The organism is Aquimarina discodermiae (assembly GCF_040786235.1).
Classification (GTDB): domain Bacteria; phylum Bacteroidota; class Bacteroidia; order Flavobacteriales; family Flavobacteriaceae; genus Aquimarina.
On record NZ_JBFMKP010000039.1, the window covers coordinates 20,166 to 44,320 of the forward strand.

The 24,155-nt window shown below is 33.6% G+C and carries 20 protein-coding genes and 1 pseudogene; 5 read left to right on the plus strand and 16 right to left on the minus strand.

The genetic code is table 11. From position 1 onward, the window contains the following. Positions 1-88 precede the first annotated feature (88 nt). The gene (locus tag ABW636_RS20060) at positions 89-661 is read left to right on the plus strand and encodes a rhodanese-like domain-containing protein (protein WP_367591873.1); all 573 of its coding nucleotides are present in this window, start codon (positions 89-91) and stop codon (positions 659-661) included. A gap of 73 nt (positions 662-734) precedes the next feature. Here ABW636_RS20060 and ABW636_RS20065 read toward each other — a convergent pair whose 3' ends face one another. The 13 genes from ABW636_RS20065 to ABW636_RS20125 form a co-directional block, all read right to left on the minus strand. After that, positions 735-1,961, minus strand: a complete 1,227-nt coding sequence (locus tag ABW636_RS20065; RefSeq protein WP_367591874.1) for a hypothetical protein — start codon at positions 1,959-1,961, stop codon at positions 735-737. 96 nt (positions 1,962-2,057) lie between these two features. Then, positions 2,058-2,507, minus strand: a complete 450-nt coding sequence (locus ABW636_RS20070; protein WP_367591875.1) for a GNAT family N-acetyltransferase — start codon at positions 2,505-2,507, stop codon at positions 2,058-2,060. A 107-nt stretch (positions 2,508-2,614) separates the two neighbouring features. Further along, positions 2,615-3,622: a hypothetical protein gene (locus ABW636_RS20075; RefSeq protein WP_367591876.1), complete on the minus strand. Its 1,008-nt coding sequence runs from the start codon at positions 3,620-3,622 to the stop codon at positions 2,615-2,617. Positions 3,623-4,016: 394 nt separating this feature from the next. Continuing rightward, positions 4,017-5,018, minus strand: a complete 1,002-nt coding sequence (locus tag ABW636_RS20080) for an SGBP N-terminal domain-containing protein (protein WP_367591877.1) — start codon at positions 5,016-5,018, stop codon at positions 4,017-4,019. Between the two features lie 141 nt (positions 5,019-5,159). Further along, entirely contained in the window at positions 5,160-5,750 is a 591-nt protein-coding gene (locus tag ABW636_RS20085) for a hypothetical protein (RefSeq protein ID WP_367591878.1), read from the minus strand. A 506-nt stretch (positions 5,751-6,256) separates the two neighbouring features. After that, a complete protein-coding gene (locus tag ABW636_RS20090; RefSeq protein WP_367591879.1) occupies positions 6,257-7,345 on the minus strand; it encodes a helix-turn-helix domain-containing protein in 1,089 nt (362 codons plus the stop codon). 362 nt (positions 7,346-7,707) lie between these two features. Then, on the minus strand, positions 7,708-8,292 hold the full coding sequence (locus tag ABW636_RS20095; RefSeq protein WP_367591880.1) for an NAD(P)H-dependent oxidoreductase: 585 nt from the start codon (positions 8,290-8,292) through the stop codon (positions 7,708-7,710). Positions 8,293-8,359: 67 nt separating this feature from the next. Then, positions 8,360-8,932, minus strand: coding sequence for a Crp/Fnr family transcriptional regulator (locus ABW636_RS20100; RefSeq protein ID WP_367591881.1), 573 nt, complete (start codon positions 8,930-8,932; stop codon positions 8,360-8,362). 327 nt (positions 8,933-9,259) lie between these two features. Continuing rightward, positions 9,260-9,799 carry a transposase gene (locus ABW636_RS20105; protein ID WP_367591882.1) on the minus strand — a complete coding sequence of 180 codons (540 nt, stop codon included), beginning with the start codon at positions 9,797-9,799 and terminating at the stop codon, positions 9,260-9,262. Between the two features lie 90 nt (positions 9,800-9,889). Beyond that, the gene (locus ABW636_RS20110; RefSeq protein WP_367591883.1) at positions 9,890-13,387 is read right to left on the minus strand and encodes an efflux RND transporter permease subunit; all 3,498 of its coding nucleotides are present in this window, start codon (positions 13,385-13,387) and stop codon (positions 9,890-9,892) included. 6 nt (positions 13,388-13,393) lie between these two features. Further along, positions 13,394-14,560 (minus strand): efflux RND transporter periplasmic adaptor subunit, encoded by a 1,167-nt coding sequence (locus tag ABW636_RS20115; protein ID WP_367591884.1) that lies wholly within the window; start codon positions 14,558-14,560, stop codon positions 13,394-13,396. A gap of 8 nt (positions 14,561-14,568) precedes the next feature. After that, on the minus strand, positions 14,569-15,930 hold the full coding sequence (locus ABW636_RS20120) for a TolC family protein (protein WP_367591885.1): 1,362 nt from the start codon (positions 15,928-15,930) through the stop codon (positions 14,569-14,571). 2 nt (positions 15,931-15,932) lie between these two features. Then, on the minus strand, positions 15,933-16,532 hold the full coding sequence (locus tag ABW636_RS20125; protein WP_367591886.1) for a TetR/AcrR family transcriptional regulator: 600 nt from the start codon (positions 16,530-16,532) through the stop codon (positions 15,933-15,935). Between the two features lie 254 nt (positions 16,533-16,786). Here ABW636_RS20125 and ABW636_RS20130 point away from each other — a divergent pair, with 254 nt between their 5' ends. Continuing rightward, a complete protein-coding gene (locus ABW636_RS20130) occupies positions 16,787-17,761 on the plus strand; it encodes a polyprenyl synthetase family protein (protein ID WP_367591887.1) in 975 nt (324 codons plus the stop codon). A 156-nt stretch (positions 17,762-17,917) separates the two neighbouring features. Continuing rightward, positions 17,918-18,277 (plus strand): hypothetical protein, encoded by a 360-nt coding sequence (locus ABW636_RS20135; protein ID WP_367591888.1) that lies wholly within the window; start codon positions 17,918-17,920, stop codon positions 18,275-18,277. 43 nt (positions 18,278-18,320) lie between these two features. Here ABW636_RS20135 and ABW636_RS20140 read toward each other — a convergent pair whose 3' ends face one another. Further along, positions 18,321-18,860, minus strand: coding sequence for an alpha-ketoglutarate decarboxylase (locus tag ABW636_RS20140; RefSeq protein WP_367591889.1), 540 nt, complete (start codon positions 18,858-18,860; stop codon positions 18,321-18,323). A gap of 112 nt (positions 18,861-18,972) precedes the next feature. Between ABW636_RS20140 and ABW636_RS20145 the strand changes: the two genes are divergently transcribed. Together ABW636_RS20145 and odhB are read left to right on the plus strand one after the other, a co-directional pair. Continuing rightward, a complete protein-coding gene (locus ABW636_RS20145; RefSeq protein ID WP_367591890.1) occupies positions 18,973-21,747 on the plus strand; it encodes a 2-oxoglutarate dehydrogenase E1 component in 2,775 nt (924 codons plus the stop codon). An 82-nt stretch (positions 21,748-21,829) separates the two neighbouring features. Beyond that, positions 21,830-23,047 (plus strand): 2-oxoglutarate dehydrogenase complex dihydrolipoyllysine-residue succinyltransferase, encoded by a 1,218-nt coding sequence (odhB, locus tag ABW636_RS20150; protein WP_367591891.1) that lies wholly within the window; start codon positions 21,830-21,832, stop codon positions 23,045-23,047. A gap of 216 nt (positions 23,048-23,263) precedes the next feature. On the opposite strand, the gene ABW636_RS20155 is transcribed toward odhB, so the two are convergent. Together ABW636_RS20155 and ABW636_RS20160 are read right to left on the minus strand one after the other, a co-directional pair. Continuing rightward, complete coding sequence (locus tag ABW636_RS20155) at positions 23,264-23,875, minus strand: hypothetical protein (protein WP_367591892.1); 612 nt, start codon at positions 23,873-23,875, stop codon at positions 23,264-23,266. Positions 23,876-23,952: 77 nt separating this feature from the next. Then, positions 23,953-24,155: pseudogene (locus ABW636_RS20160) on the minus strand (hypothetical protein); the annotation flags it as partial.

Sequence of the window (24,155 nt, forward strand, 5' to 3'; positions counted from 1 at the left end):
TGACTCAATGAGATGACCCGTTTACTCATTTATAGTATGTATTGGTATAGTTAACCAATACATTTGATACAACTTTAAAAGCAAAAAGATGGAAAAAAGAGTGATTTCTATACTGATCTTAATAAGTGCATTGCAAGGATTTTCTCAAGACAAACCCAAAAATGATTACCCCAAATCGTTGGCCAATTACAAAGATTTTAAAGATCTGGTTATTGAGGTAGAAAACTATAGAGCAGAAAGATTGTTAAATTTAAATGCTTTTTTAAAGATGAGTAAAAAAGAAAATGTGATCATTCTGGATACGCGTACCAAAGACCACTATAATAGAAAGCATATTAAAGGAGCTATTCATTTGGAATTTTCTGATTTTACACAAGAAAACTTAAATCGGTTGATTCCTGATATGAATACCCGTATTTTGATTTACTGTAATAATAATTTTATGGGTGATCAGATTGATTTCACTTCCAAAATAGTAAAACCTTTACCCAAAGCCAGAAAACCAATAGTGTCTAATGAAAAACCAATTACGTTGGCACTAAATATTCCTACTTTTATTAATTTATATGGATATGGGTATAAAAACGTTTACGAATTGGATGAATTGGTTAATGTAAACGATACGAGAATAGCATTTGAAGGAACAGAAGTCATACAATAACTTTGTTATTTTGTATAATGATATTTCTTTAGGGTATCGTATAAAATACCCTAAAGAAATGTAAAGGTATACTTTATCTTAGTGTGCCTGCAAAAATATCGGCTATTAACTCAATTTTTGAGGGGGTATAGATGTCAAAATAGTTTGTGAGCAGATCACTATATTTTTCAATTTCTGAGTATCGGTTCATGATTTTAAATATTACATCAACTTTATAGTTTCTTAATCGGAAAGGACCAGGTGCTGTCATACTACTAGGAAAGCTAACCGTTACATGTAACCTTCCTTTTTGGTTGGTATGTATGCTACCATCACCTTTTAGTACTACATGGATAAAGTAATTCTGGATAACTTCTTCAGGGGTTTCGGTAACGTTTATTTCAGAAGCAAATATATCTGAGGTTATAGGGTAGTTTCCATAGTTTGTAAAGCCTATAACGTTATTGTATATTTTAAAATCAGATTCTACTAATCCTATGCTTGCTGTGGTGTCGTCAAAAACAATAGGGTTCTTAACATCTACTAATACACTATAGATGGCATATCTTGAACGATCACTGTTATGTATTTTTAGAATCACTTCATTAGGGTATTTAAAATCTAAAAAAGTGCCGGGAGTAAATTCTTTATAACTTTCGTCACTATCTGTCTTGTTTTTATATGTGATAGAGCTTCCCTCATACATTATTTTGGGTGCCAGATTCGAAAAATCTGTTCCGTTGGGTACAATCATAACAATAGTACCATTATAGGGTCTTCCGTAGGGATATTTTCTGATTTCTGAACTTGAAACATCCTCACCCAATCCAGGGTTTTGATCACTTAAAAACTGAAATTCGCTGATTTCTAATTTTTCATCTTCAGGATTAATCTCTTTTATGGTAACCAAAACATCATATTGTAACGTAACTTCTGTTTTTTGAGAAGGTGTGATAGTGTAGGTAATATTTTTTCCCGGAAGAATATGTTGCTCACCAACAGCAGGAACAATATTAAAATCTTCGGTATTAAAAGGTACTTGTTTTAAACTAAATTTTGGAATTGTGGTATAGGCGAGCTCGATTCTTATTTCTCCTTTGTCTTGAGCTACCCCATTTACCATTTTTGGTTGTTTAATAGAAATATCTTCAACAAGATTTTCATCGACTTCAGATAGGATAAAATCAAAGAGTTGTGCTTTTTCAAAGCTAACTTGGCTGCCAGAGCCATCTACTTCATCATTATCATTACTACTACAACTTGTATGCAATAGGTTTATCATGACTAATAGGGTAATTAAGAGTACATTTTTTTTGATCATTGTTGTTTTAATTTTTGTTTATTAGTATTGTTTAATTTGTTTATACTACATTTTATATGTCTTACTAAATTGAAATGTCTTTTCAATTTTTTTTGATTAACTTTTTTTTAACCTTTTCTCCATAAAAGTACTTAACGGGTCATCTTTATAATGTCCAAATTTTCTGCAAATAGAATACCCAAGTTTTTTATATAGACCAATTGCATCTTTTGAGTACGGCCCAGTTTCTAATCTTGATAAGGAGATATCTTTTGAAATAAGAAGCGTTTCGAGTTGATGAATTATCTTTTTTGCCAAACCTTTCCTTCGTTGTGTTGGAGGAACATAAATACGTTTCAATTCACCATAATCAGAGTATATTTTTACAGAACCAATAGCTATGATTTCTTTATTTTCGATAGCACCATAAAAATATACGTTGTCATTTTTAAGAATTTCAATGCTGTCCAAATGGCAACTGTTGGGAGGATATAATTTACTTTGGTATTCGTCTAATTCTTTTATGAGGTCTTCGGCGAGAACTGGATCTATAAGTTTTATCTGCATGATGTTAAAAAAATATGTTTGGTTTGTTAATGGAATTTTATAAAGAACTGGTTTAAACGAATAACTATTTAAACCAGTTCAATGGAAATAGCCTAAAAAGAATACAACTATTCATTGCTTACAAAAACGCTGGCTTGCACCTCAACCTTTGCAGGCGTGTATATATCGTAGCTCTTACCGTCTGCTTTATCGAAATGTTTATTAATTTCAAAATTTCTATTTACGATTTTAAATGTTACATCGACTTTATAATCGGTATATCCAGTAAAAGTTCCTTTAAGGGTACTAGGGAAATTGGTTGTTACATATAGTCTTCCTTTTTGGTTAGTGGTTATGGTGCCATCACTTGTTAACCAAGAATTTATGTAGTAGTTTTTAATAACCGCTTCGGGAGTTTGAGTAACGTTAACATCAGAAAAAAACAAATCTGAAGGTATAGGGTAGTTCCCGTAATTGGTAAATTCAATAACATTTTCATATATGTAATGGCCAAATATTACTGCTTTTCCGTTATCTATTTTTACTGTGGTGTTATCAAAAACAATAGGCGTTTTAACATCAACAAGTACACGATAAGTGGCATATTCTGAATTATCACTATTATGTATTCTAAAAATAACTTTATTGGGGTGTTTGAAATCTAAAAAAGTACCGGGAGTAAACTCTTTAAATTCATTATCGCTATCTGCTTCATTTTTATACATTATTGAGCTTCCTTCGTAAGCTATTTTAGGTGCTAAATTCGAAAAATCTGTTCCTCTGGGTACAATCATAACAATAGTACCATGATATGAATTCCACAAAGAAGGGCTTCTGATTTCTACGTTTGAAACATCTTCACTCAGGCTGGGATTTTTTGTGTGTAAAAACTGAAAAGCATTGATTTTTGGTTCTAGATAATCATCTGTATTTGTAGAACCATCGTCATCCGTGTTTGTAGCATCATCATCATCCGTGTTAATAAAATCATCATCATCTATGTTTGTAAAATTATCGTCATTTATGTTGGTAGGTTCATCTTCATTTGCTACTATTTCATCGATACTACTACAACTTGTTAATGATACACTTATAATCATTAGAAGTGTAATAAAGAATGCACTTTTTTTAATCATTTTTTTTATTTTTTATTTAATTCATAAATGCAATTGTGGCAAATGTGTCCTTTAAGTTTTGTATAATTAATTTTTTGACTTTTGTGCAAGAGGGAGTTTAGTTATACTTTGATTGAATCTGATTTCTGAAACAGCTTGTTATGATTTAACCTGAATTGGATTGTTATTTTGTTTATAATTAGTTAGTTGGGTTTTGGAGTCATGTTGAGCACAGTCAAGATGTATTGATTTGTAAGAAAAATATCTCTTGGCTGTGCTCGTGGAGGCAAAAAAAGAGTAAAATAAAATACGTTGATGATAAACAATTTTTTATAAATAGGGGGCAGATTGGTTTACTATTGTTAAGAACTCTTAGGTGCTCCTCTTTTTTTAATCACTGATATAGATTAACGTTTTATTCGAATTTTAGATCGTCAATTAATGCAGAAGAATATTCATTAAGGGCATTAAGGGTAATTTTTTTAGATGCTAAAACAAGTTGGATGGTTGCATAATCAATTTCCTGACCAATAAATTCACTAACGTCTATTTCAAAATCTGTCAAATCTTCGGTGGGTTCAACAATGGTGATATATCTTGCTCTATCTGGTAAAGTACTGGTATTAAGTTGACTGGTTGTAAGTGTGTCAGCGGTTTTAGAGAAGTGAACTGCAATTCTAAGTGTATCTATCACATCTGGTAAATTAGAACCAAAGAATTTATATTTGCCTGTAAGTTTATTAGGAACTTTAGAGCATTTAAATCGTATATAACCATTGCTTTTGCCTTGATTATAACTAGTGCCAGGAATCGATCTTTTTATGAGTAAAGCACTTCCTTCACCAGTAGGATAATCATACTTATTAAAAAAAGTGTACTTGCCAAAAATTCTTGTAAGAATACTTACCAAACCTTCTGTCCATTCATTAGGAGCATCATAATTAACTTCACTTTGAGTATAAGTTCTCCAACTCTCAAAATCTCCATTAGGGATTTCACAAAAAGATTCTTCAGAAGTTTCAATCCGAGTTTCAATAATATATTTTTTTGTTGTTTTGTCTTCTGCGGTAACAATATAGTTAACCGGACTTGAAAAATCTAATACTTCTTCTGATTTTGGGGTAATAGTTGCTTTTTCAGAAATAGTAAGAGTAGGTTTTATGTTACTAATATCAGTATTTGGAGGAAAAGTAATTGTAATTGTATTGCTTTTTTGATCGATAACTGCATTATGTATTGTTTTTAAACCATTATTTAAATTGGTATTAAAAACAAATTTTTCAATTTGTTTTTCACTGCTTAATTTTAGTGATATTTCCTCGTCTGATGGTGTTTCTTCATAGTTGTTATTGTCTAAACTGCAAGAAGTGAAAAATAGGGCACATACGATTAATGCGATTGAAATAGTTTTCTTCATTTTTTTTAAAATTTAATGTTTAATCTGTTTATTAGTTTATACTATTTATTTATGTGTTATTACTAGTAAAAGTGTCCTGTAGCTTTTATTTAATTAACTTTATGTATAAAAAAATTATGATGTAGTTTTTGCATACACCTACTAGAAATGATATCCAACAAAAAACCAAATATTGTTTACAAATTTATGTTGTTCGACTGTAGTGTTACCCCATTGTGTTTCGGGAATATTGTTAAAATAGTAACGAAAAGGTAGAGATGCGTTGATGTATACATGTTTGATGCCAAACAAATTTTCTTTTCTGTAACCAATAGCAAATCCAACAGTCATTGTTTCATTGTTTATACTGTTATCAGAAATAATATGATTGTATTTATCATTGACATAAGCAATAGTACCGCTGTAATAAAAGTTCTTTCTTTTTCCAAAATATCTATCATAGTACAATTCATAAATTCTGAAGTAACCTTCTACATTATCTCCTTCTACGGCCGCAGACTCCCATTTACTAGATAAATGCCTTTCGGTTAAATTTACTTCTCCAATCATCAGTCGTATTTGATTTTTATCATTGAAACGATATCCTATTTCTCCTGCAAAATTCTGGAACTTGTTCATTGTCATTTCTAGAGTTTCATAACCCATAAAGAATGTTGATCGATTATTGTTTTGAGCATTGATTATGTTAAGGAATAAGGTTACAATAAGTCCAGTTACCCATCTTAAATTCATGATTTTTTTTTAAAGTTTAAAAACTCAAAATTCTATAATTTGTATTAAGAAATAGTAGCTCCCTATATATCGATACTTAAATATGATGTTAGAATGGTGTCATCCTTTAGGATGATACGTTGGTAAATGAAGAATGATGCTCTATTTACTAAATAATACCAGTTTTTAAATGATTTTATCGTTAACTGAATTGAATTGTTTTTGATTCAGGTGAGAAAGAAAATTTATGGATAGCAGGGCTACCGATGATATATTTTATTTTGAAATATGGAGCAAAAAGAAACAATTTTAGTAGGTTATATGATTTGAGAATTGGTATAAATTTAAAATAATTAGAAGTATTTAAAAAAGTTAATGATTATCCGTTTGGTGTGCTACTGATAATTTCAATGTCATTCCGAATGTATTTCGGAATATTATTATATTCATAGGTACTAACTTATAACAAGAACCTGAAACAAGTTGACAATAATGAGTTAGTATGCATTGCGGACATTCAAAAAAAGTTAAATGACTTTGCTCTGGGATGATACGTTTTGAATTTCTTTTTTATACTCAGAAGGAGTTTTTCCTGTGATTCGCTTAAAATTTCGGTTAAAAACAGATTTGGAACTAAATCCGCATTCATATGCTATTTCAATAAGTTTGTAATGTGTAAATTCATTGTTCTTTATTTTTGTACAAAACTCATCTACTCTTTTTGAATTAATGAAGTCATTAAAATTCATCTCAAACTGTCCATTTAATAGCTGTGAAAGATGATTGGGTTGCGTATTAATTTTTTGTGCCAATTCTCTTAGTGACAATTCAGGATTTAGAAAAGGTTTTTCTGTTTCAATCAACTTTTCTAATCTTCTTGTCAATTCTACTTTATTATTATCGTGGAGTCCCGATTTTTCGTATTTCACATGTTTTGTAGGACTATTTATGTTTTCTGTATTAGAAAAGACGTTGTTTTGTCTAATGCCAAATATTCCTATTAAAATAATGAATAGAACCGCCCCTGAAAATATCAATTCATTACTCCCTCCAAATACGAAAATCCAAATAGTTCCGATTCCAAAGGTTAAGAATCGTAACCAGTCAAGATTTCTTCTTTCTATTTTTGAAAGTTTGTGTTTAATATTTTTTCTGTGTTTGTGAATAATAATGTAACTCATAGAAAAGTAAACAACACCAGAAAGTAAGGTCAAAATAGTATTTACGATTACAAATTTTTCATAACCAATTCCATCGTTTTGAAATATATACAATTTTTCGCTGGCTGGTAAAATGTAAAAAGGGATAAGCCTTATGTTTACTAATATAAATAATAAAAAATGCAACCAGTGATAACTTATGTTTTTATTAGGGTTTACAAATAAAGAAGTATAGGTGTACAAAAACGGTCCGTGTAATAAGGGGAATGGGATGCTCAATCCAATTAGGAAACTGTATTTTTCAATGGTTGTACTTGCGTCCAAATAGTATAGGGTTGTATGAATAGCTAATATCGTGAGCCAACACATCAGTACCCAGTCCGCTTTGTTTTTTCTTTTGAAAGCTAAAAGAATTATTAGAAAAGTAGCTATTGTTATTCCTGTTATGTATTGCATTTTTATCGTATAACTTTTTCTTACTATTATAAGGTTTAGATATGCTAAAAGTAATAATAAAATAGTGTACTATTGGCTATCGTAATGGTCTAATTTTTTAGGTTAAGAACTCTAGGAAAATTAATGTTGTAGTTTGATGGATAAGGAGTTTTTTATCAGTATAGTATACGATTTACGAATAAAAATTTCTAATTTATTCCAATAGATTTTCTGTCCTATAATTCTGGTTTTATGTAATTCTCATCTTATGAGCAGTAGCGGATTTTATACTGCTTATCTGGCAGATAACAAAATACTAAAATAAAAACGGTTCAAGTTTGCATCTAAAGGGCTATTGCTTATACACAATGTTGTATGGCGTATTATTTATTTTCTCTACCTAGTTGCTCAACTTTTGCCAGCCATTTATTTCTAAATTCTTCTTTTGAATTTTTTATAGGTGAGATATAGGTAACCTTAACTGGTTCAATACCACAAAATTGAAGAGTTCCTTTTTTTAATTGATTCACTGCTGGGTTTTTCATAATAAGATCATTGTACCATTTTGGGGTATCGGCTGTAACTATAATTCTACCTATTCTTCCTTTTAATAGTTTTTTTGGTATTGCTTTTCCAGGTTCGTAATCAAAAGTAATTCCTGGAAGAAAAGTTCTATCAATGAAGCCTTTCATTATAGCAGGATAACCATACCACCAAATAGGGAATATCCAAACTATGTGGTTTGCTTCTTTTAACTTTTCAATGGAGGCTAATAGGTCCGGTTCCAATTCAGTTCTTTTCTGATAACCGAATTCTAAATTTGGGTTAAATTTTAAATCTCTAATATTTATAACTGAAACTTCTGCATTGGATTCTTCAGCTCCTTTTTGATAAGCTTCTGTCAATCCCACATTAAAGCTCTGAGGGTCTGGATGACCATTTATAATCAAAATTTTATACTGTTCCATATTTACGTATCTTTGTTTTATGCAAAAGTATGGACGGGGAAAACGAATAAGAAGGACAAATGTCCAATTATGAAATGTTTCTTCTGAGTCTGCTTAGATGTCTTTGAGTTATACCTAGATATGAAGCAAGGTATTTTAAAGGAACTTGTTGAATGAACTCTGGATTATTTATGATTAAATCGTTGTAGCGCTTTTTTGCAGATTCCATTTGTAAGGCAAGTAGTCGGTTTTCCATTTCTATATAAGATTCTTCTGCAACAAGTCTTGAAAATTTCAGCCAATTTTCACTCGAATTCATTAATTCATAGTACTCTTTACGTTTAATTATCAGTAGCTCTCCATTAGTTAGTGCGTGAATATTTTCAAAGGTTGTTTTTTGTGTCATAAAGGAAGAAAATGCAGATATTATATTGCTTTGAAAAGCTAAACAATAAGTTACTTCTTCATCTTTACTAGAAATGTAAAAATTTCTCAAAATACCTGAGTTTACAAATGCCATCCAATCACAAACCTTTCCTGCCTCAATCAAAATATCTCCTTTTTCAAAAGATATTGGTTCAAAATATTTTAATCCATTGGCTATTTCTGAATCTGTCAGAATATTAACAGATTTGAGCATATTTCTAAGATTATCTTTCATATCACTCTAACACCTTTTTCATATGGCATACAACGTCTCTTGTATGATACGTTTGCATCCCGCAGGGTGCATATGCATTATACAAATTGTGTGTGCCCAGCATGGGCATCTTTTAGTTATCAAAAGTAACTAATTCATCTAGAGGGTGCAAGTCCCTTATGAGCAGGAGTAACGCCTTGAACCATTAGTAAGTCGCAAGCTGGTTTATCGTGAGGTATGCAGTGAAGGAAGTGAGACTACAAACCCCGGTACTGAGGAATACTTTTAGAGGTTGCCTTAGAAATGGTTGATGCCAATATGTGAATAATGTGTATGCCTAAATGGGCATTAAAGTCCTTTAAGTTTTCTGATACGATCCCTGGAGGTCTTAATATTCTTGCCCCATACAAAGGTATACCGATTGGCATTGGCCTGGATCTTGGTACCATCAACATAAATATCTTTCAGGTTTACATAGCCCTGATCGGCTAAAAGAAGAACTACCTGATTAAAAATCTTCTTAAACTTACCCTTCAACTTACCCTTCAACTTACCTGAGCGGAAGTTGGCAATGGTGTTGTGATCAGGCTTGATACAACCAGATAACCACATAAAATGAATATTCTCTGATAAAGCCTGCTCTATTTTGCGTGAAGAATACAGATTACGCAAATAGGCATATACCAATATTTTCAATAAAACTTTAGGAAGATAACTTGAGCTACCACCACCTTTATAGGTGGCTTCCAAGCTACTCATATCAATATGATCTAAAATCGTATTAACAATACGTACCGGATGATTCAAAGGAACTAAATCATCGTAACTGGGAGGAAGTAAACTCAATTGATCTTGATGGTTAGTCTTCCAGACTTGTGTGCGTTTCATATCCTAAAAATACAAAGCAGTACAAAATCATCCAAAAAAAAGAAGCTGCCTTTTTAGACAGCCTCTTAGAATAGATTGTCGGGGTATATATTATGCTGCTTTTGCTGCAATAGGTATTTGCGCAACGCGTTGTTTTCTGAACCTTACTTTTACTCTGTTTACAATAAAGAATAAACAAGGTACAATGATCAAGGTTAAGAATGTTGCGATGATCAATCCATAGATCACAGCCCAGGCCAAAGGACCCCAGAAAATTACATTATCTCCACCAAGATATATTTTAGGATCTCCAGTACTAAATAATGAAAAGAAATCTACATTAAATCCAATTGCTAAAGGAATAAGTCCTAGAACTGTTGTAATTGCCGTAAGTAATACAGGTCTTAAACGTGCTTTACCTCCTTTGATGATGATTTTTAGTACTTCGTCATTAGGTAAAAGCTGTCTTTCTGATAGGTTAAGTGCTACTTTTCTACGATCAATCAATAATTGAGTGTAATCGAGTAGTACCACCCCATTGTTTACTACAATACCGGCCAGAGAAATAATTCCCATCATAGTCATCATAATAACAAAAGAAGCTCCGGTTACCAATATACCACCAAACACACCAATAAAACTTAAGAAGATAGCAATCATTATAATGGTTGGCTTGGATATAGAACTAAACTGAAAAATTAAGATTAACATGATAAGTCCCAATCCAGAGAAAAATGCGCCCATTAAGAAAGCCATTTGTTTGCCTTGCTCTTCGATTTGTCCTGTGTAATCGATTTCTACACCTCTAGGCAGTTTTTTAAAACTAGCCATTTCTGTTTGTATTTGGGAGACGATCGCACCTGCATCGGTAAATCCGGGTTGTAATCCAGAATATACGGTTACCACTCTTTTGGTGTCTTTGTGTTTGATAGCACTAAAAGAAGAGGTGTTTTTTTGCGATGCTACTGCAGAAACAGGGATTTCTCTTAACTTTCCTGTTGCCTGATCTCTAAAGGTGATATTTTGGTTAAATAATGCACTGGTGTTATATCTGTTGTCTTCATTAAATCGAACATAAATATCATAATCCTCTCCGTCTTTTTTGTAAACCCCAGCTTTTTCACCAAAGATAGATCGACGTAATTGGTTACCAACCTGTCCTGCAGCGACATTAAGCTCTCCTGCTTTTTCACGATCGATTACTACCTGCATGGCGGGTTTTCCTTTGTTGACATCTATTTTTAACTCTTCGATACCAGGAATGTTCTTCTCATTAATAAAGTTACGCATTTGTTCGGCTATATTAATAAGCTCGTCATAATCGGGCCCTTCGATTTCTATATTGATAGGATACCCGGCAGGAGGTCCCACAGGATCTTTTTCTACAGAAATAGCTACTCCAGGATAGATTCCTTTCAGGTTTTCTTGTACTTTTTGTCTTAGTAGTTCAGAGTCTTTGCCTTTACGGTACTTATACTCTCGCATGGTAGCCGTGATTTTTGCTTTATGAGGCATCTCTGCATTACTACCCCCATCGGTTTGTGGGTTACCTGCTCCTTCACCTACTTGTGATACAGCAGATTCTACCAAGAAGTTATAATTTTCTCCTTCTACATACTCACGGTCATTGACCACAGCATATACGCGTTGTTCTATCTCTTTGGTAATGGCATTGGTTTTGTCGATATCGGTACCTTGTGGATATTCTACATACACCACAATTTGATTGGGTTTATTATCGGGGAAAAACTCTACTTTGGTACGTTGACTTCCTACAGACCCGCCAAACATGGCAAAGACAACAAATAATAGGATAAATGTACCTATAACAAAACCATAGGCACGCCACCCTTTAAGGGCGAATCCTAAGAATTTTTGATACTGGTTTTCTAACCAGGCAAGAATCCTTCTTTGAAAGAAATTGGCTCCTTTTTTAAGAACATATTTGTATACCCAAAACATAACGGCTGTAAAAATCATCAAGCTACCTAATCCTCTTACAGCACCACCAAAGATCAAAATAAAAATACCGATTCCTCCTAGAATAATACTTAGACGGATGAGTTGTTTTACAGTAAGTGTTTTTTCACCAGTTTCCATAAACTGAGAGACTAGCATCGAATTGATAAAGATGGCCACAAAAAGAGAGGACCCTAGTACAACCGATAAGGTGATAGGGAAATAGATCATAAATTGCCCCATTACTCCTGGCCACATCCCTAGAGGTATAAAGGCAGCTACGGTCGTAGCCGTAGAGATAATAATAGGAAACGCAATTTCACCAATTCCTTTTTTAGCCGCTTGTATGCGAGACATGCCTTCTTCTTCCATCAATCTATAGACGTTTTCTACCACCACAATACCATTATCTACCAGCATTCCTAACCCCATAATCAAGGCAAATAAAATCATGGTGTTCATAGTGTATCCTAGGGCAGATAGAATCATAAATGACATAAACATAGACATTGGGATCGCAAAACCAACGAATAGGGCATTTCTAAATCCTAAAAAGAACATTAAAACACCAACAACAAGAATAATCCCAAAGATGATATTGTTTACCAAGTCACTTACCTGGTTGTTGGTTTTTTCTGATTGATCATTAGCTACAGTCACGTTTAAATCAGAAGGGAATACATTTTCTTTTGCTTTTTCAAGAATTTCGTTAATTTGCTCTACAGCCTCGATCATATTTTCTCCAGAACGCTTTTTTACATCGAGCATAACCACGCTATGTCCAAACTCTCTGGCATAGGTAGTTTTGTCTTCTTCTTTAAAAGTAACTTTGGCAATATCCCTAAGATAGACCGCTCCGTTTTGAGCTTTTACTACAAATCCATCTAGTTGTGATGGACGTTCTATTTCTCCCAAAATACGTATAGTACGACGTTGCCCACTGGCAATCATATTACCGGCAGACATGGTCATGTTTCCGTTACGTATGGTATTGATAACGTCGTCAAAGCTTACTTTGGCAGCCATCATTTTATATATGTCTACAGCAACCTCGACTTCTTTTTCTTGTGCTCCTCGAATATCTGCTTTCTTGATTTCTTTAAGATCTCCTATTTCATCTTCAAGGTATTCTGCATACTCTTTTAGCTTATCAACCGGATAATCTCCAGAGATATTAATATTCATGATGGGTGTTTCTTCAGAAATACTTAGGTCAAAAACATTAGGTTCTACTTTTGCACCGTTAAATGTTGGCCAGTCTTCGTTTGCTTTTTCAGAATCAACTTCATCTTTTACTTTTTGCTTGGCTGCTGGTACAGAAAGTTCTTCGTCAAACTCGACCGTGATAATAGCATAATCTTCTTGAGAAGTTGATAGTATTTCAACAACATTACTTACACTTTTCAATTTATCTTCCAGAGGATCAACGATCAAACGTTCTATATCTTCTGCAGTATTACCAGGGTAAGGTACACTAATGTATATTTTGGTCTCATTAATTTCAGGAAAATTTTCTCTGGGCATAGAGAAATATGCGGTGAGTCCCAGCACTAAAAAGATACCTATCATTACGTAGATGGTGGTTGGGTTATTTATCGCCCATGAGGACAACCCAAACTCCTTGTCTACTTTTTTCTTATTAACTTCCATAGGGTATTAGTTTAATATTTTTACTTGTTGACCATCTTTTACACTTCTGGCTCCTTCGCTGATAATAGCGTCGCCATTGGTAATTCCGTCTAGTATTTCAATAAAATCACCTTGTGTTTTTCCTGTTTTTATAATTACTCGTTTGGCTTCAGCAATATTTTCAGGGTTTTTATCTAAAGTTACATAGGTGTATTGATCCCCTTCTGCATTTTCAGAAATGATACTTTGCGGTATTAATATCGCTTTCTCATTGGTGTAATCGTTGATTTTTACTTTTGCGGTAAGGTTAGGTTTTATGGTCCCTCCGTCTGATGGCACAGCAATTTCTACATTAAAGGATCTGTTATTTGGGTTGATATAATTTCCTACCTGACGTATTTTTGTAGTAATCGTTTTTCCTAGTACGGGGAAATATACTTCTACATCTTTGCCCTTGGTAATAGAAGAAATATAACGTTCAGGAACTTCACTTTCTATATACATGTCATTTAGGTTAATGATACGTATTACTGCAGATTGCCCAGGAGATACGACACTTCCTTGTTCGGTGATGACATCATCAACAATTCCAGAAAAAGGTGCATTTATAGTGGTTTTAGCTAATTGACGTTTGATTTGATTTACAGCATTTTGCTGTGCTTCATAGTTTGTTTTAGCTTGCAGGTATTGTATTTCAGAACCAATTTTTTGTTCCCAAAGTCTTTCTTGGCGATCAAATGTTGTTTTAGCTAATTGAGCTTGCACTTCTAGTTGTGACAATTGTTGGCTTAAACCACCGTCATCAATACTTGCTAACAATTGCCCTTTGGTTACTTTTTGCCCTTCTTTAACATAGACTCTGGTAAGTATGCCTCCCATTTCTGGATATAATACCAAATTCTTTTTGGTTTCAACATTTCCTTGTAATTCGAGATAATGGTTAAACAAGGTATCTTTGGCCATTATCGTCGTTACCAAGGGCAACTTTTTTTCGGTATCTAATTTGGCAATAGCTTGGTCTAATTGTTTTAATTGATCAGCAACTGTTTGTTGTTCGGCAATGATTTCGGTCCTTTTTGCGCGTAATGTTTCAAGGTCACCTTGTTCTATAACCTTATCTATAGATTGGGTTTTATTTTGTCCACATGAAATGATAAAAAGAGCTATGGGCAATATGGTAAGTATCTTTTTCATAATTAGGATTAATTATTGTTTGGAGTGTTTAAAATCGTTTCTAATTCTGCTTTGTTGTTTATAATAGATAGCATAGCATTTAATACTTCATTTTGCGAAGAAAATAGCTGTAATTGCGCTTGCCGTAAATCAAAACTAGTGGCAAGACCTTCTTTATATTTAATTTGGTTTTTCTTTTCGATTCGTTCTGCCAGGGTTAAGTTTTTCTTTGCAGTTTCATAGTTTTCTATAGAAAAAGTATAATTACTAATAGCAGTATCGTACTGTAATCGAATTTCCTGTTGTGCACGCTCAAAATCTGTTTTAGATTGTTCATTAGCAATTTTGGCTTGTTGCGTTCTGGCACTTCTTTTTAGAGAGCTAAAAATGGGGACTTTTAAGCTGGCACCCAATATCGAAGATTGAAACCATCTTTGTTCACTATCTAAAAAAGTAAAGGTGTTACTATTGGCCTGAGTGCCGTAATTTACAAATGCAGATAAGGAGGGGAGAGCCCTGCTTTTTTCTAACTTTAATTCTAATCGTCTTTGTTCGGTAAGAAGTTCTGCTAGTTTATAATCCACATTATTTTCGATAACAAAAGGTTTTTCGATAATAGATTGATCTATGTTTTTCATAGATAAGGTATCTAGATTATCGGTCAAAACAATAGAAGAATTACTATCGACACCTAGCGCAAGAATAAACATTTGCATTGCTATTTTTTCAAGGCGCTCGGCATTTTTAAGTTGACTGGTGGTTTGTAATAAAGTAATTTGTAGTTGCTCTACACTTTCTTCTTCTGCCAGCCCATTCTCAAAAATCTTTTTAGTCTCGTTATAATTTTTTTCTAGGGTGTTTACATTCTTTTCTATAATCTTAAGGCTTTCCTGGGCAACAAGTACACTGCCGTAAGCATTGATAACACCTTTACGAACCTCTAGTTGTGTTTTTTGTTCTACATCATTATTGTATTTTAAAAAACTTTTTGCAGCTTCAAGGCCTACTAGGTAGGAACCATCAAAAATAAGCTGACTTAAGGTCGCTGTTGCCGATGCTTGTTGTTTGGTTCCAAAAACTACGGGAACAAACGTGCCGGGTTCACCTCCAGAAAACTCACCAGGAATCAAACTTACCGGTTGTTTTAATTGATTTTGATAGTCGACAGAAGCATTAAGTTGCGGGAGACCATCTGCAGTCGTTTCCCATTTTCTTTTTAAAGCCTTTGCAACATCACGTCTTGCGTTAATTGATTGATAACTGTTTTTTAATGCGAATTCTATAGCTTCATCTAATGTAAATGAATAGGTAGAAGAATTGACTGATTGTTGGGCCAATAGTGTTGTGGTATAGAACCAAGCAAAACAAATGAACCAAAAAATGTTTCTCATATTTATTGCTCTTTAATAAGATTGTTTAAAATTGTACGTCCTTTTTCTGTGGTAATACCTAAAATGTGGTACTCGAGATAATCATCCATTAGCTTGGCAACAGGAAATTGCTGACTAGGGAACATTCCTTTATCTTTAATACCAGTGGTTCCTATAAAATATATTCTTGAAATAAATTCTACATCGATATTTTTTCTAAAAACTCCTTTGTCAATACCTCTGTTAAGATTGTCAACAACACATTCTTGAAATACCCCAAATTGCTTTCCCTTTAGGACTTCATAAACTTTTGGGTAGTATTTCTGAAGCTGATATTGTGGTGCAGTTTTCTCATCTTTAAGATGACGCATCACAAAGGCTTTGATTGCATATAATTCTTCAATTGGATCTAGTTTTTCTTCTAAAATAGAATCAATTCCATCACAGACAGCGCAAAACAGATGGTCTGTTGTGGCTTCTACCAGCTTTGTTTTGTTTTGAAAATGAGTGTAAATAGTTTTTTTTGAAATACCCATTTCTGAAGCGAGGTCATCCATAGTGACACTTTTAAAACCTAGGTTTAAAAACATGTCATTCGCTTTTTCTATAATCTTTTCTTTCATTATGGGGGAAACTTAATTTGATCGCAAATGTACAATGGAAACTTTGAAAACAAATAAAGTTTCCATGGTTTTTGCATTTTTTTAACATATATGTTTTGAGTAAAATGCAATCAAAGATTATTAAAAGCCATGGGTTCATAACTCGATCTGTTATATGGACAAAGAGTATATAAAACAGGTGTTTTTTTATATGAGAAATAAATAACTTCAGTTTTATAAAAGATTAGTTTACTTTAGCACAAAAATTACATACAGTGCATACAATTTCTGAGTATCAAGATTTCTTTTTGAAGTACTTAAAAGAAAAAGAGATCAATAAAGAGCCCCGCAATCTTTATGAACCTATTTCTTATATTCTTAACCTGGGAGGTAAACGATTACGGCCAATTTTGGTGTTAATGACATCAGAGATTTTTGATGAGTCCTATGATAAAGCTATGGATGCAGCCTTGGCGATAGAAGTTTTTCATAATTTTTCGTTGGTACATGATGATATTATGGATGACGCTCCTCTTAGAAGAGGCGAAAAAACGGTACATGAAAAGTGGGATGTAAATACAGGAATACTTTCTGGTGATGCAATGCTAATTAATGCCTATCAGTTGTTTGAAAGTTATGAAGGAAATACATTTAGAGAACTGGCCCAATTGTTTACAAAAACAGCCATAGAAGTATGTGAAGGACAACAGTATGATATAGATTTTGAGCTTAGAGATGATGTAACGATCATAGAATATATAAAGATGATCGAGTATAAAACAGCAGTGTTGGTCGGTGCTGCAATGAAAATGGGAGCTATTGTTGCTAATGCTACCGAAGAGAGTAAAACTGCTATTTATAATTTTGGAAGACTATTAGGAATCGCATTTCAGCTTCAGGATGATTACTTGGATGCGTTCGGAGATCCTAAAACCTTTGGTAAGCAAGTAGGAGGAGATATTATAGAGAATAAGAAAACTATATTATATCTTAAAACACTGGAGTTTGCTAATAAAGATGAAGAAAAACAATTAAACAGTTTGTATACTCTTACTCCAGAAGACCCTTCTGAAAAGATTAATGCAATAAAATCTCTTTTTGAATCAACAGGGGCTAAACATCAAACAAGACTGGAAATAGAAAAGTACACTAATATGGCTTTTGAAGTGTTGGATACACTTCCTGTTACTGAAGATAAGAAAGCAATACTGACCTCGTTCGGAAAGAACCTTATGAGTAGAAGTGTTTAGTCACTTTAAAAGCGATAGCTCTTGATCAATCACAGTGCATGAATATTGTTAAGTTTAGGTAAAAAGTATCGTGTTTATACTAAAAATCAACCAATATAATGTGTTTTGGGGTGTTTTGAGTATAAAAACAAATATATTATACTTAAAAAAGAATAAATGACTGGAAGCTATTCTATGTTAGCAAAACAAATGATTGATAATGCTTTGATCTCTGATTTGTATGCTCAGTTTGTAAAACAATTGCAAAAGGACTTTAATAGGGGAGGAGTTGATTATGTAATTCAAAACAAAGACCCTCAGAAACTATATTATGAGATTGTAGATTTATTAAGTGAAAAGCTACAATATGATTCGGGGCAATTTTCTTCTTTACTATACGCAGTAGATGTTTCTGAAACGAGTATACTAAAGTTCGAACCTGAAAACCGTTCTTCAATTGCAGAATATATAACGTATTTAATCTTTAAAAGAGAATGGCAAAAAGTATGTTATAGAAATGATAATAAGATAAACTGATGATCGACGTAGTAATACCATTATTATAATAGGAGAAATCTTTTCAGAAAAACACTCTAACAAAGGGCGCGTATGCGCTTCCGTAAATACTTTTGTCTTCATCAAATAATAGGTCATACCGAAGTCCAACGGTCACAGGTCCCGATCTAAATCCTGCCCCAACAAATAATGCTGGATACCAATAAGTGTCTGTGTTCTTTACTTCATTTATTTCTATTTGTTGATGTACGCCCATTTCCTCAAATTCTGCAGAAAGTTGTAATTCTGGAATGGGGTTAAGTAACGTAATAATGCTGCCTCCATAATTAGTGCTTTTTCTTTTTAGATCTATGCTATCGTCATTAAAACTACTATAACCAAAGCTTAGCCCAAGGCCAGTACTAAACCAGTCATTAACTTGGTAAATTGCAGAAGGGGCAACAATTGCATTAAAGGTGTCATTAGAAAATCCGATATTTAGATTTCCTCCAAAACGTACATTCGACCAAAAATCGGCTTCTTGCGATATTCCTTTATTCGTTGTTAATAGGAGTGTTAAAAGTGACGTAAAAGTTACAATCTTTAAGAAGTGATTTGTTTTCATCGCAATTAATTATAAAAATATAATAAATATAAGTAATTCAATACCTAATATACCGCAATTATTGTATTTTTGTGGCGTTTTTGTTATTAAAAAGAGGATTGAATACCTACATATGGATAAATATTCATTTTTAAATGCGGCTAATACCGCATTTTTTGCAGATTTGTATGATCAATATTTGCAAAGCCCAGATAGTGTTGAACCTAGTTGGAGAGCTTTTTTTCAAGGGTTTGATTTTGGATTAGAAAGTAGTGACGAATTAGGGGAAACTATTTATGTTGATAATGGCACTCAGGAAACAGTTGCGGTGCCACAAAATGTTCAAAAAGAGTTTCAGGTAGTCCGTTTGATAGATGGTTATAGAACTCGTGGTCATTTATATACTAAAACTAACCCGGTTAGAGAACGAAGAAAGTATACTCCAACATTGGCATTAGAAAATTTTGGATTAAGTCAAAGTGATCTTAATACAGTGTTTAATGCAGGAGAAATCATAGGGATTGGCCCAAATACATTAAGTAATATTATTGTTCACCTAGAACAAATATATTGTGATTCTGTAGGGATAGAATATATGTATATTCGTAACCCAGAAGAGAGAGAGTGGATACAGGCTCGTGTTAATTTCAATACCAATAGAACTAAGTTCTCTGTAGATCAAAAAAAGCATATTCTTAAAAAACTTAATCAGGCCGTTTCGTTTGAAAGTTTTTTACATACAAAATATGTTGGTCAAAAACGTTTTTCTCTAGAAGGAGGAGAATCGTTAATTCCTGCTTTAGATGCATTGGTAGAGAAGGCTGCCGATATGGGAGTTAAAGAATTTGTGATGGGAATGGCGCATCGAGGTCGTCTTAGTACATTAACCAACATTTTTGGAAAAAGCCCTAAAGATATTTTTAGTGAATTTGATGGTAAAGATTATGAAGAAGCCGTTTTTGATGGAGATGTAAAATATCACTTAGGATGGACTTCGAAAAGAGAATCAGATTCTGGGAAAGCAATTAATATGAATATTGCTCCTAATCCATCTCACTTAGAAACTGTAGGAGCGGTAGTAGAAGGGATTACCAGAGCAAAGCAAGATAAGCATTATAAAGACGATATTTCTCAGGTATTGCCTATTGTTGTTCATGGTGATGCAGCCATTGCAGGACAGGGGTTAGTGTATGAAATTGTGCAAATGGCACAATTAGATGGGTATAAGACAGGAGGTACTATTCATATTGTTGTGAATAACCAAATTGGATTTACTACAAATTATTTAGATGCACGATCTTCTACATATTGTACAGATATTGGTAAAGTAACTTTGTCTCCTGTACTTCATGTAAATTCTGATGATGCAGAGGCGGTTGTACATGCAGCTAATTTTGCATTGGATTTTAGAATGAACTTTGGTCGCGATGTTTTTATTGACTTATTAGGGTATCGTAAATACGGTCATAATGAAGGAGATGAGCCGCGTTTTACACAGCCTAAGTTGTACAAAGCTATTTCGAAACATAAAAACCCAAGAGATATTTATGCAGAAAAGCTAATATCGCAAGGGGTTATAGATACAGATTATGTTAAAAATCTTGAGAAGGAGTATAAGGCTTCATTAGAAGAAGAATTAGAAGATTCTAGAAAGCAGGACAAAACGGTGATTACTCCGTTTATGAAGGATGAATGGGCAGGTTTTGATAGGGTGCAAGAGGATGAAATGATGTCTGTAGTTGATACTACATATCCTAAGAATGAGCTTGCAGAGATAGCAAAGGTGATAACAGCGCTTCCGGCTGATAAAAAGTTTCTTAGAAAAATTGAACGTTTAATAGAACAGAGACGTAAAATGTTCTTTGAAAACGATCAATTGGATTGGGCAATGGGAGAATTATTAGCATACGGTTCTTTGTTAAAAGAAGGGTATGATGTAAGAATGAGTGGTCAAGATGTTGAGAGAGGAACTTTTTCTCATAGACACGCTGTTATCAAAGTTGAAGACAGTGAAGAAGAAGTAGTGTTATTAAATAATCTAAAGGGAGATCAAGGAGATTTCTATATCTATAATTCGCTGCTTTCTGAGTATGGAGTTGTTGGATTTGATTATGGTTATGCAATGGCAAGTCCAAAATCGTTAACCATTTGGGAAGCGCAATTTGGAGATTTTAGTAATGGTGCACAAATAATGTTGGATCAGTACATTTCTTCAGCAGAAGATAAATGGAAACTACAAAATGGTTTAGTAATGTTACTGCCTCATGGTTATGAAGGGCAAGGAGCAGAGCATTCTTCTGCCAGAATGGAGCGATATTTACAACTTTGTGCAAAAGATAATATGTTTGTTGCAGATGTTACAACACCGGCAAATATGTTTCATTTGTTAAGAAGACAATTAAAAGCTGCTTATCGTAAACCTTTAATAGTTTTTACACCAAAAAGTTTACTACGTCATCCAAAAGCGGTTTCATCTGTAGATGAGTTTACGAATGGTAGCTTTCAGACGTTAATAGATGACTCTAGTGCAAAACCAAAAAATGTAAAAACGCTCGTTTTCTGTACAGGTAAATTCTACTATGATTTATTAGAAGAAAAGGAAAAATTAGGAAGAGAAGATGTGGCATTGGTAAGAATAGAACAGTTGTTCCCATTACCAGCAGATCAGATGGATGCAGTGATTAAAAAATATAATGCAGAAGATGTGGTATGGGCACAAGAAGAACCTCGCAATATGGGGGCATTAAGTCATATGATAATGAATTATGATCAGGCAAAATCGTTTAGATTTGCGAGTAGACGACCCTATGGTGCGCCAGCAGCAGGTAGTGCAACACGATCTAAAAGAAGGCATCAGCAAGTGATCGACTATGTGTTTGATAAAACAAAAGATAATCAAAGAAGATAAAATAAGTAAGTGAAGTTAGTGTAACTTTAATAAATAGAATCAGAAGTTTCCAAAAGGAATTATAAAGGATAAATTCAGAATTATGGCTTTAGAAATGAAAGTCCCATCACCGGGAGAATCTATTACAGAAGTAGAAATTGCTCAATGGCTTGTTGAGACTGGTGATTATGTTGAAAAAGATCAGGCAATAGCAGAAGTAGATAGTGATAAGGCAACCCTAGAATTACCTGCAGAGGTAAGTGGGGTGATTACCTTAATGGCTGAAGAAGGAGATGCAGTTGCCGTGGGTCAAGTAGTGTGTTTAATCGATACAGATGCAGCAAAACCAGAAGGTGATGCGGTAGCTCCTGCGGTAGAAACTCCAAAGGTAGAAGAGAAAAAAGAAGCGCCTAAGGCTGCTGCTCCTGCAAAAGCAGAAACATATGCTACGGGAACGACATCTCCTGCTGCCAAAAAGGTGCTTGCAGAAAAAGGTATAGATGCCGCTCAGGTAAATGGTACAGGTAAAGATGGGCGTATCACAAAGGCAGATGCTATTGCAGCAAAACCGTCTTTAGGAAGTCCAGGTCTAGGAAGTAGGGGAGAGTCCCGTAAAAAACTTTCGATGTTACGTCGTAAGGTAGCAGAACGTTTGGTTTCTGTTAAAAATGAAACGGCCATGCTAACTACTTTTAATGAAGTAGATATGCAACCTATTTTTGATCTTAGAAAGCAACATAAAGAAACATTTAAAGGAAAGCATGGGGTAGGTCTTGGATTCATGTCTTTCTTTACGTTGGCTTGTGTTCGTGCATTAAAAATGTATCCAGCTGTAAATTCGATGATAGATGGTAAGGAGATGATATCTTATGATTTCCAGGATATTAGTATCGCAGTATCGGGGCCAAAAGGATTAATGGTACCTGTTATTCGTAATGCAGAAAACTTGAGCTTTAGAGGAGTAGAATCTGAGGTAAAAAGATTGGCGATAAGAGCTCGTGATGGTCAAATTACTGTAGATGAAATGACAGGAGGAACTTTTACCATTACAAATGGAGGAGTTTTTGGTAGTATGTTATCTACACCAATTATTAACCCACCACAGAGTGCTATTTTAGGAATGCATAACATTGTAGAGCGTCCAATCGTGAGGAACGGTGAGATTGTTGTGGCTCCTATTATGTATGTTGCGTTATCTTATGATCATAGAATTATTGATGGTAAAGAGTCGGTTGGATTCTTGGTGGCTGTAAAAGAAGCACTAGAAAATCCAGAAGAATTATTAATGGATAACAATGTCTTAAAAGCATTAGAGTTATAAAAAGTAATAGTATTGTATATAGAAAAGTCTCGATATCATTATCGAGGCTTTTTATTTTTAAAAGATTTGTTACGCTATATCTAGATCAGTATATAATGTCATCCCAAACTAGATTTGGGATCTCATTGTTCTAGACTGTATAACTGTTAACCAAGATGCTGAATCAAGTTCAGCATGAGAAATACTATAAATTTAACTATATTAAAATCATAACTTTTATGGTTTAGTAATTTTATATTTGGTAATTTCTTCATCGGTCATCCAATGAATAGATTCGGCAGGAGCAGCTTCGATAGTAAAGTAATAAAAGTCTTCTGCTTCTTTTTGTGTAAAGCCCACAGATTTGTAATAATTAATATAGGGCAGATGTACCTCATGTCCTTTTGGGTAGGATGTTGCTATAGGTTCTCCTGGACCTGCTCCCCATGAGTGCACACCTATTTTACTACCCGGTTCTCGAGTTCTTTTAATGCCGCCCACATACATGTCTACTGCTCCAGAGGCAATTGCTGAAGTAGCAAATAAATGAAACTCTATTTTTGCATCATGCATTTTTTTTGAAACAATCAAGTTTGCATTGTCATCTTCTGAGCCGGGACATTGAAGCATATTAATTGTTTTTAAATTTGGATATTGTTTTAACAAATTATCAAAATGTGTAGGGGTGTCACTAGAAATCAAACCATTCATCTCTGCGGTAGTATCATTAATCGATTTGAAAATTCCGAACTCTGTGGATGTTGTAGCAGTATCATCATCATTTTTACAGCCCAAAAGGCTTATACAACTTAAGAATAGAATAACAAGGTATTTCTTTTTAAGAATCATATTTTATTGATTTTGTTATGTACACTTTATGACGTTTAAGAAAGTGTTTGACCCTATTTTTTCTGTATAGTTATTGGCTAAGTTCTAAAAAGGATATGATTTAGCGCTATATTTTTAAATTCGTTCCATACTGTATTGGAAGCAAAAGCAATAGTAGGCACTGTAGCCATTCTATTTGTATCATTTTTGATTTTTTCTAGCACCAAAAACCAATTGAGATAGTTTTGGAGATATTTAGTTGCTACACCATTGAATGATTCCATGAATTTTCTAAGCCTGC

Coding starts and splice junctions, on each gene's coding strand:
- ABW636_RS20110 (WP_367591883.1), bottom strand. CDS start 13,387: ATGGAAGTTAATAAGAAAAAAGTAGACAAGGAGTTTGGGTTGTCCTCA.
- ABW636_RS20070 (WP_367591875.1), bottom strand. CDS start 2,507: ATGCAGATAAAACTTATAGATCCAGTTCTCGCCGAAGACCTCATAAAA.
- ABW636_RS20080 (WP_367591877.1), bottom strand. CDS start 5,018: ATGAAGAAAACTATTTCAATCGCATTAATCGTATGTGCCCTATTTTTC.
- ABW636_RS20115 (WP_367591884.1), bottom strand. CDS start 14,560: ATGAAAAAGATACTTACCATATTGCCCATAGCTCTTTTTATCATTTCA.
- ABW636_RS20060 (WP_367591873.1), top strand. CDS start 89: ATGGAAAAAAGAGTGATTTCTATACTGATCTTAATAAGTGCATTGCAA.
- ABW636_RS20100 (WP_367591881.1), bottom strand. CDS start 8,932: ATGAAAGATAATCTTAGAAATATGCTCAAATCTGTTAATATTCTGACA.
- ABW636_RS20120 (WP_367591885.1), bottom strand. CDS start 15,930: ATGAGAAACATTTTTTGGTTCATTTGTTTTGCTTGGTTCTATACCACA.
- ABW636_RS20145 (WP_367591890.1), top strand. CDS start 18,973: ATGGATAAATATTCATTTTTAAATGCGGCTAATACCGCATTTTTTGCA.
- ABW636_RS20105 (WP_367591882.1), bottom strand. CDS start 9,799: ATGAAACGCACACAAGTCTGGAAGACTAACCATCAAGATCAATTGAGT.
- ABW636_RS20140 (WP_367591889.1), bottom strand. CDS start 18,860: ATGAAAACAAATCACTTCTTAAAGATTGTAACTTTTACGTCACTTTTA.
- ABW636_RS20075 (WP_367591876.1), bottom strand. CDS start 3,622: ATGATTAAAAAAAGTGCATTCTTTATTACACTTCTAATGATTATAAGT.
- ABW636_RS20125 (WP_367591886.1), bottom strand. CDS start 16,532: ATGAAAGAAAAGATTATAGAAAAAGCGAATGACATGTTTTTAAACCTA.
- ABW636_RS20085 (WP_367591878.1), bottom strand. CDS start 5,750: ATGAATTTAAGATGGGTAACTGGACTTATTGTAACCTTATTCCTTAAC.
- ABW636_RS20155 (WP_367591892.1), bottom strand. CDS start 23,875: ATGATTCTTAAAAAGAAATACCTTGTTATTCTATTCTTAAGTTGTATA.
- ABW636_RS20095 (WP_367591880.1), bottom strand. CDS start 8,292: ATGGAACAGTATAAAATTTTGATTATAAATGGTCATCCAGACCCTCAG.
- ABW636_RS20090 (WP_367591879.1), bottom strand. CDS start 7,345: ATGCAATACATAACAGGAATAACAATAGCTACTTTTCTAATAATTCTT.
- odhB (WP_367591891.1), top strand. CDS start 21,830: ATGGCTTTAGAAATGAAAGTCCCATCACCGGGAGAATCTATTACAGAA.
- ABW636_RS20065 (WP_367591874.1), bottom strand. CDS start 1,961: ATGATCAAAAAAAATGTACTCTTAATTACCCTATTAGTCATGATAAAC.
- ABW636_RS20135 (WP_367591888.1), top strand. CDS start 17,918: ATGACTGGAAGCTATTCTATGTTAGCAAAACAAATGATTGATAATGCT.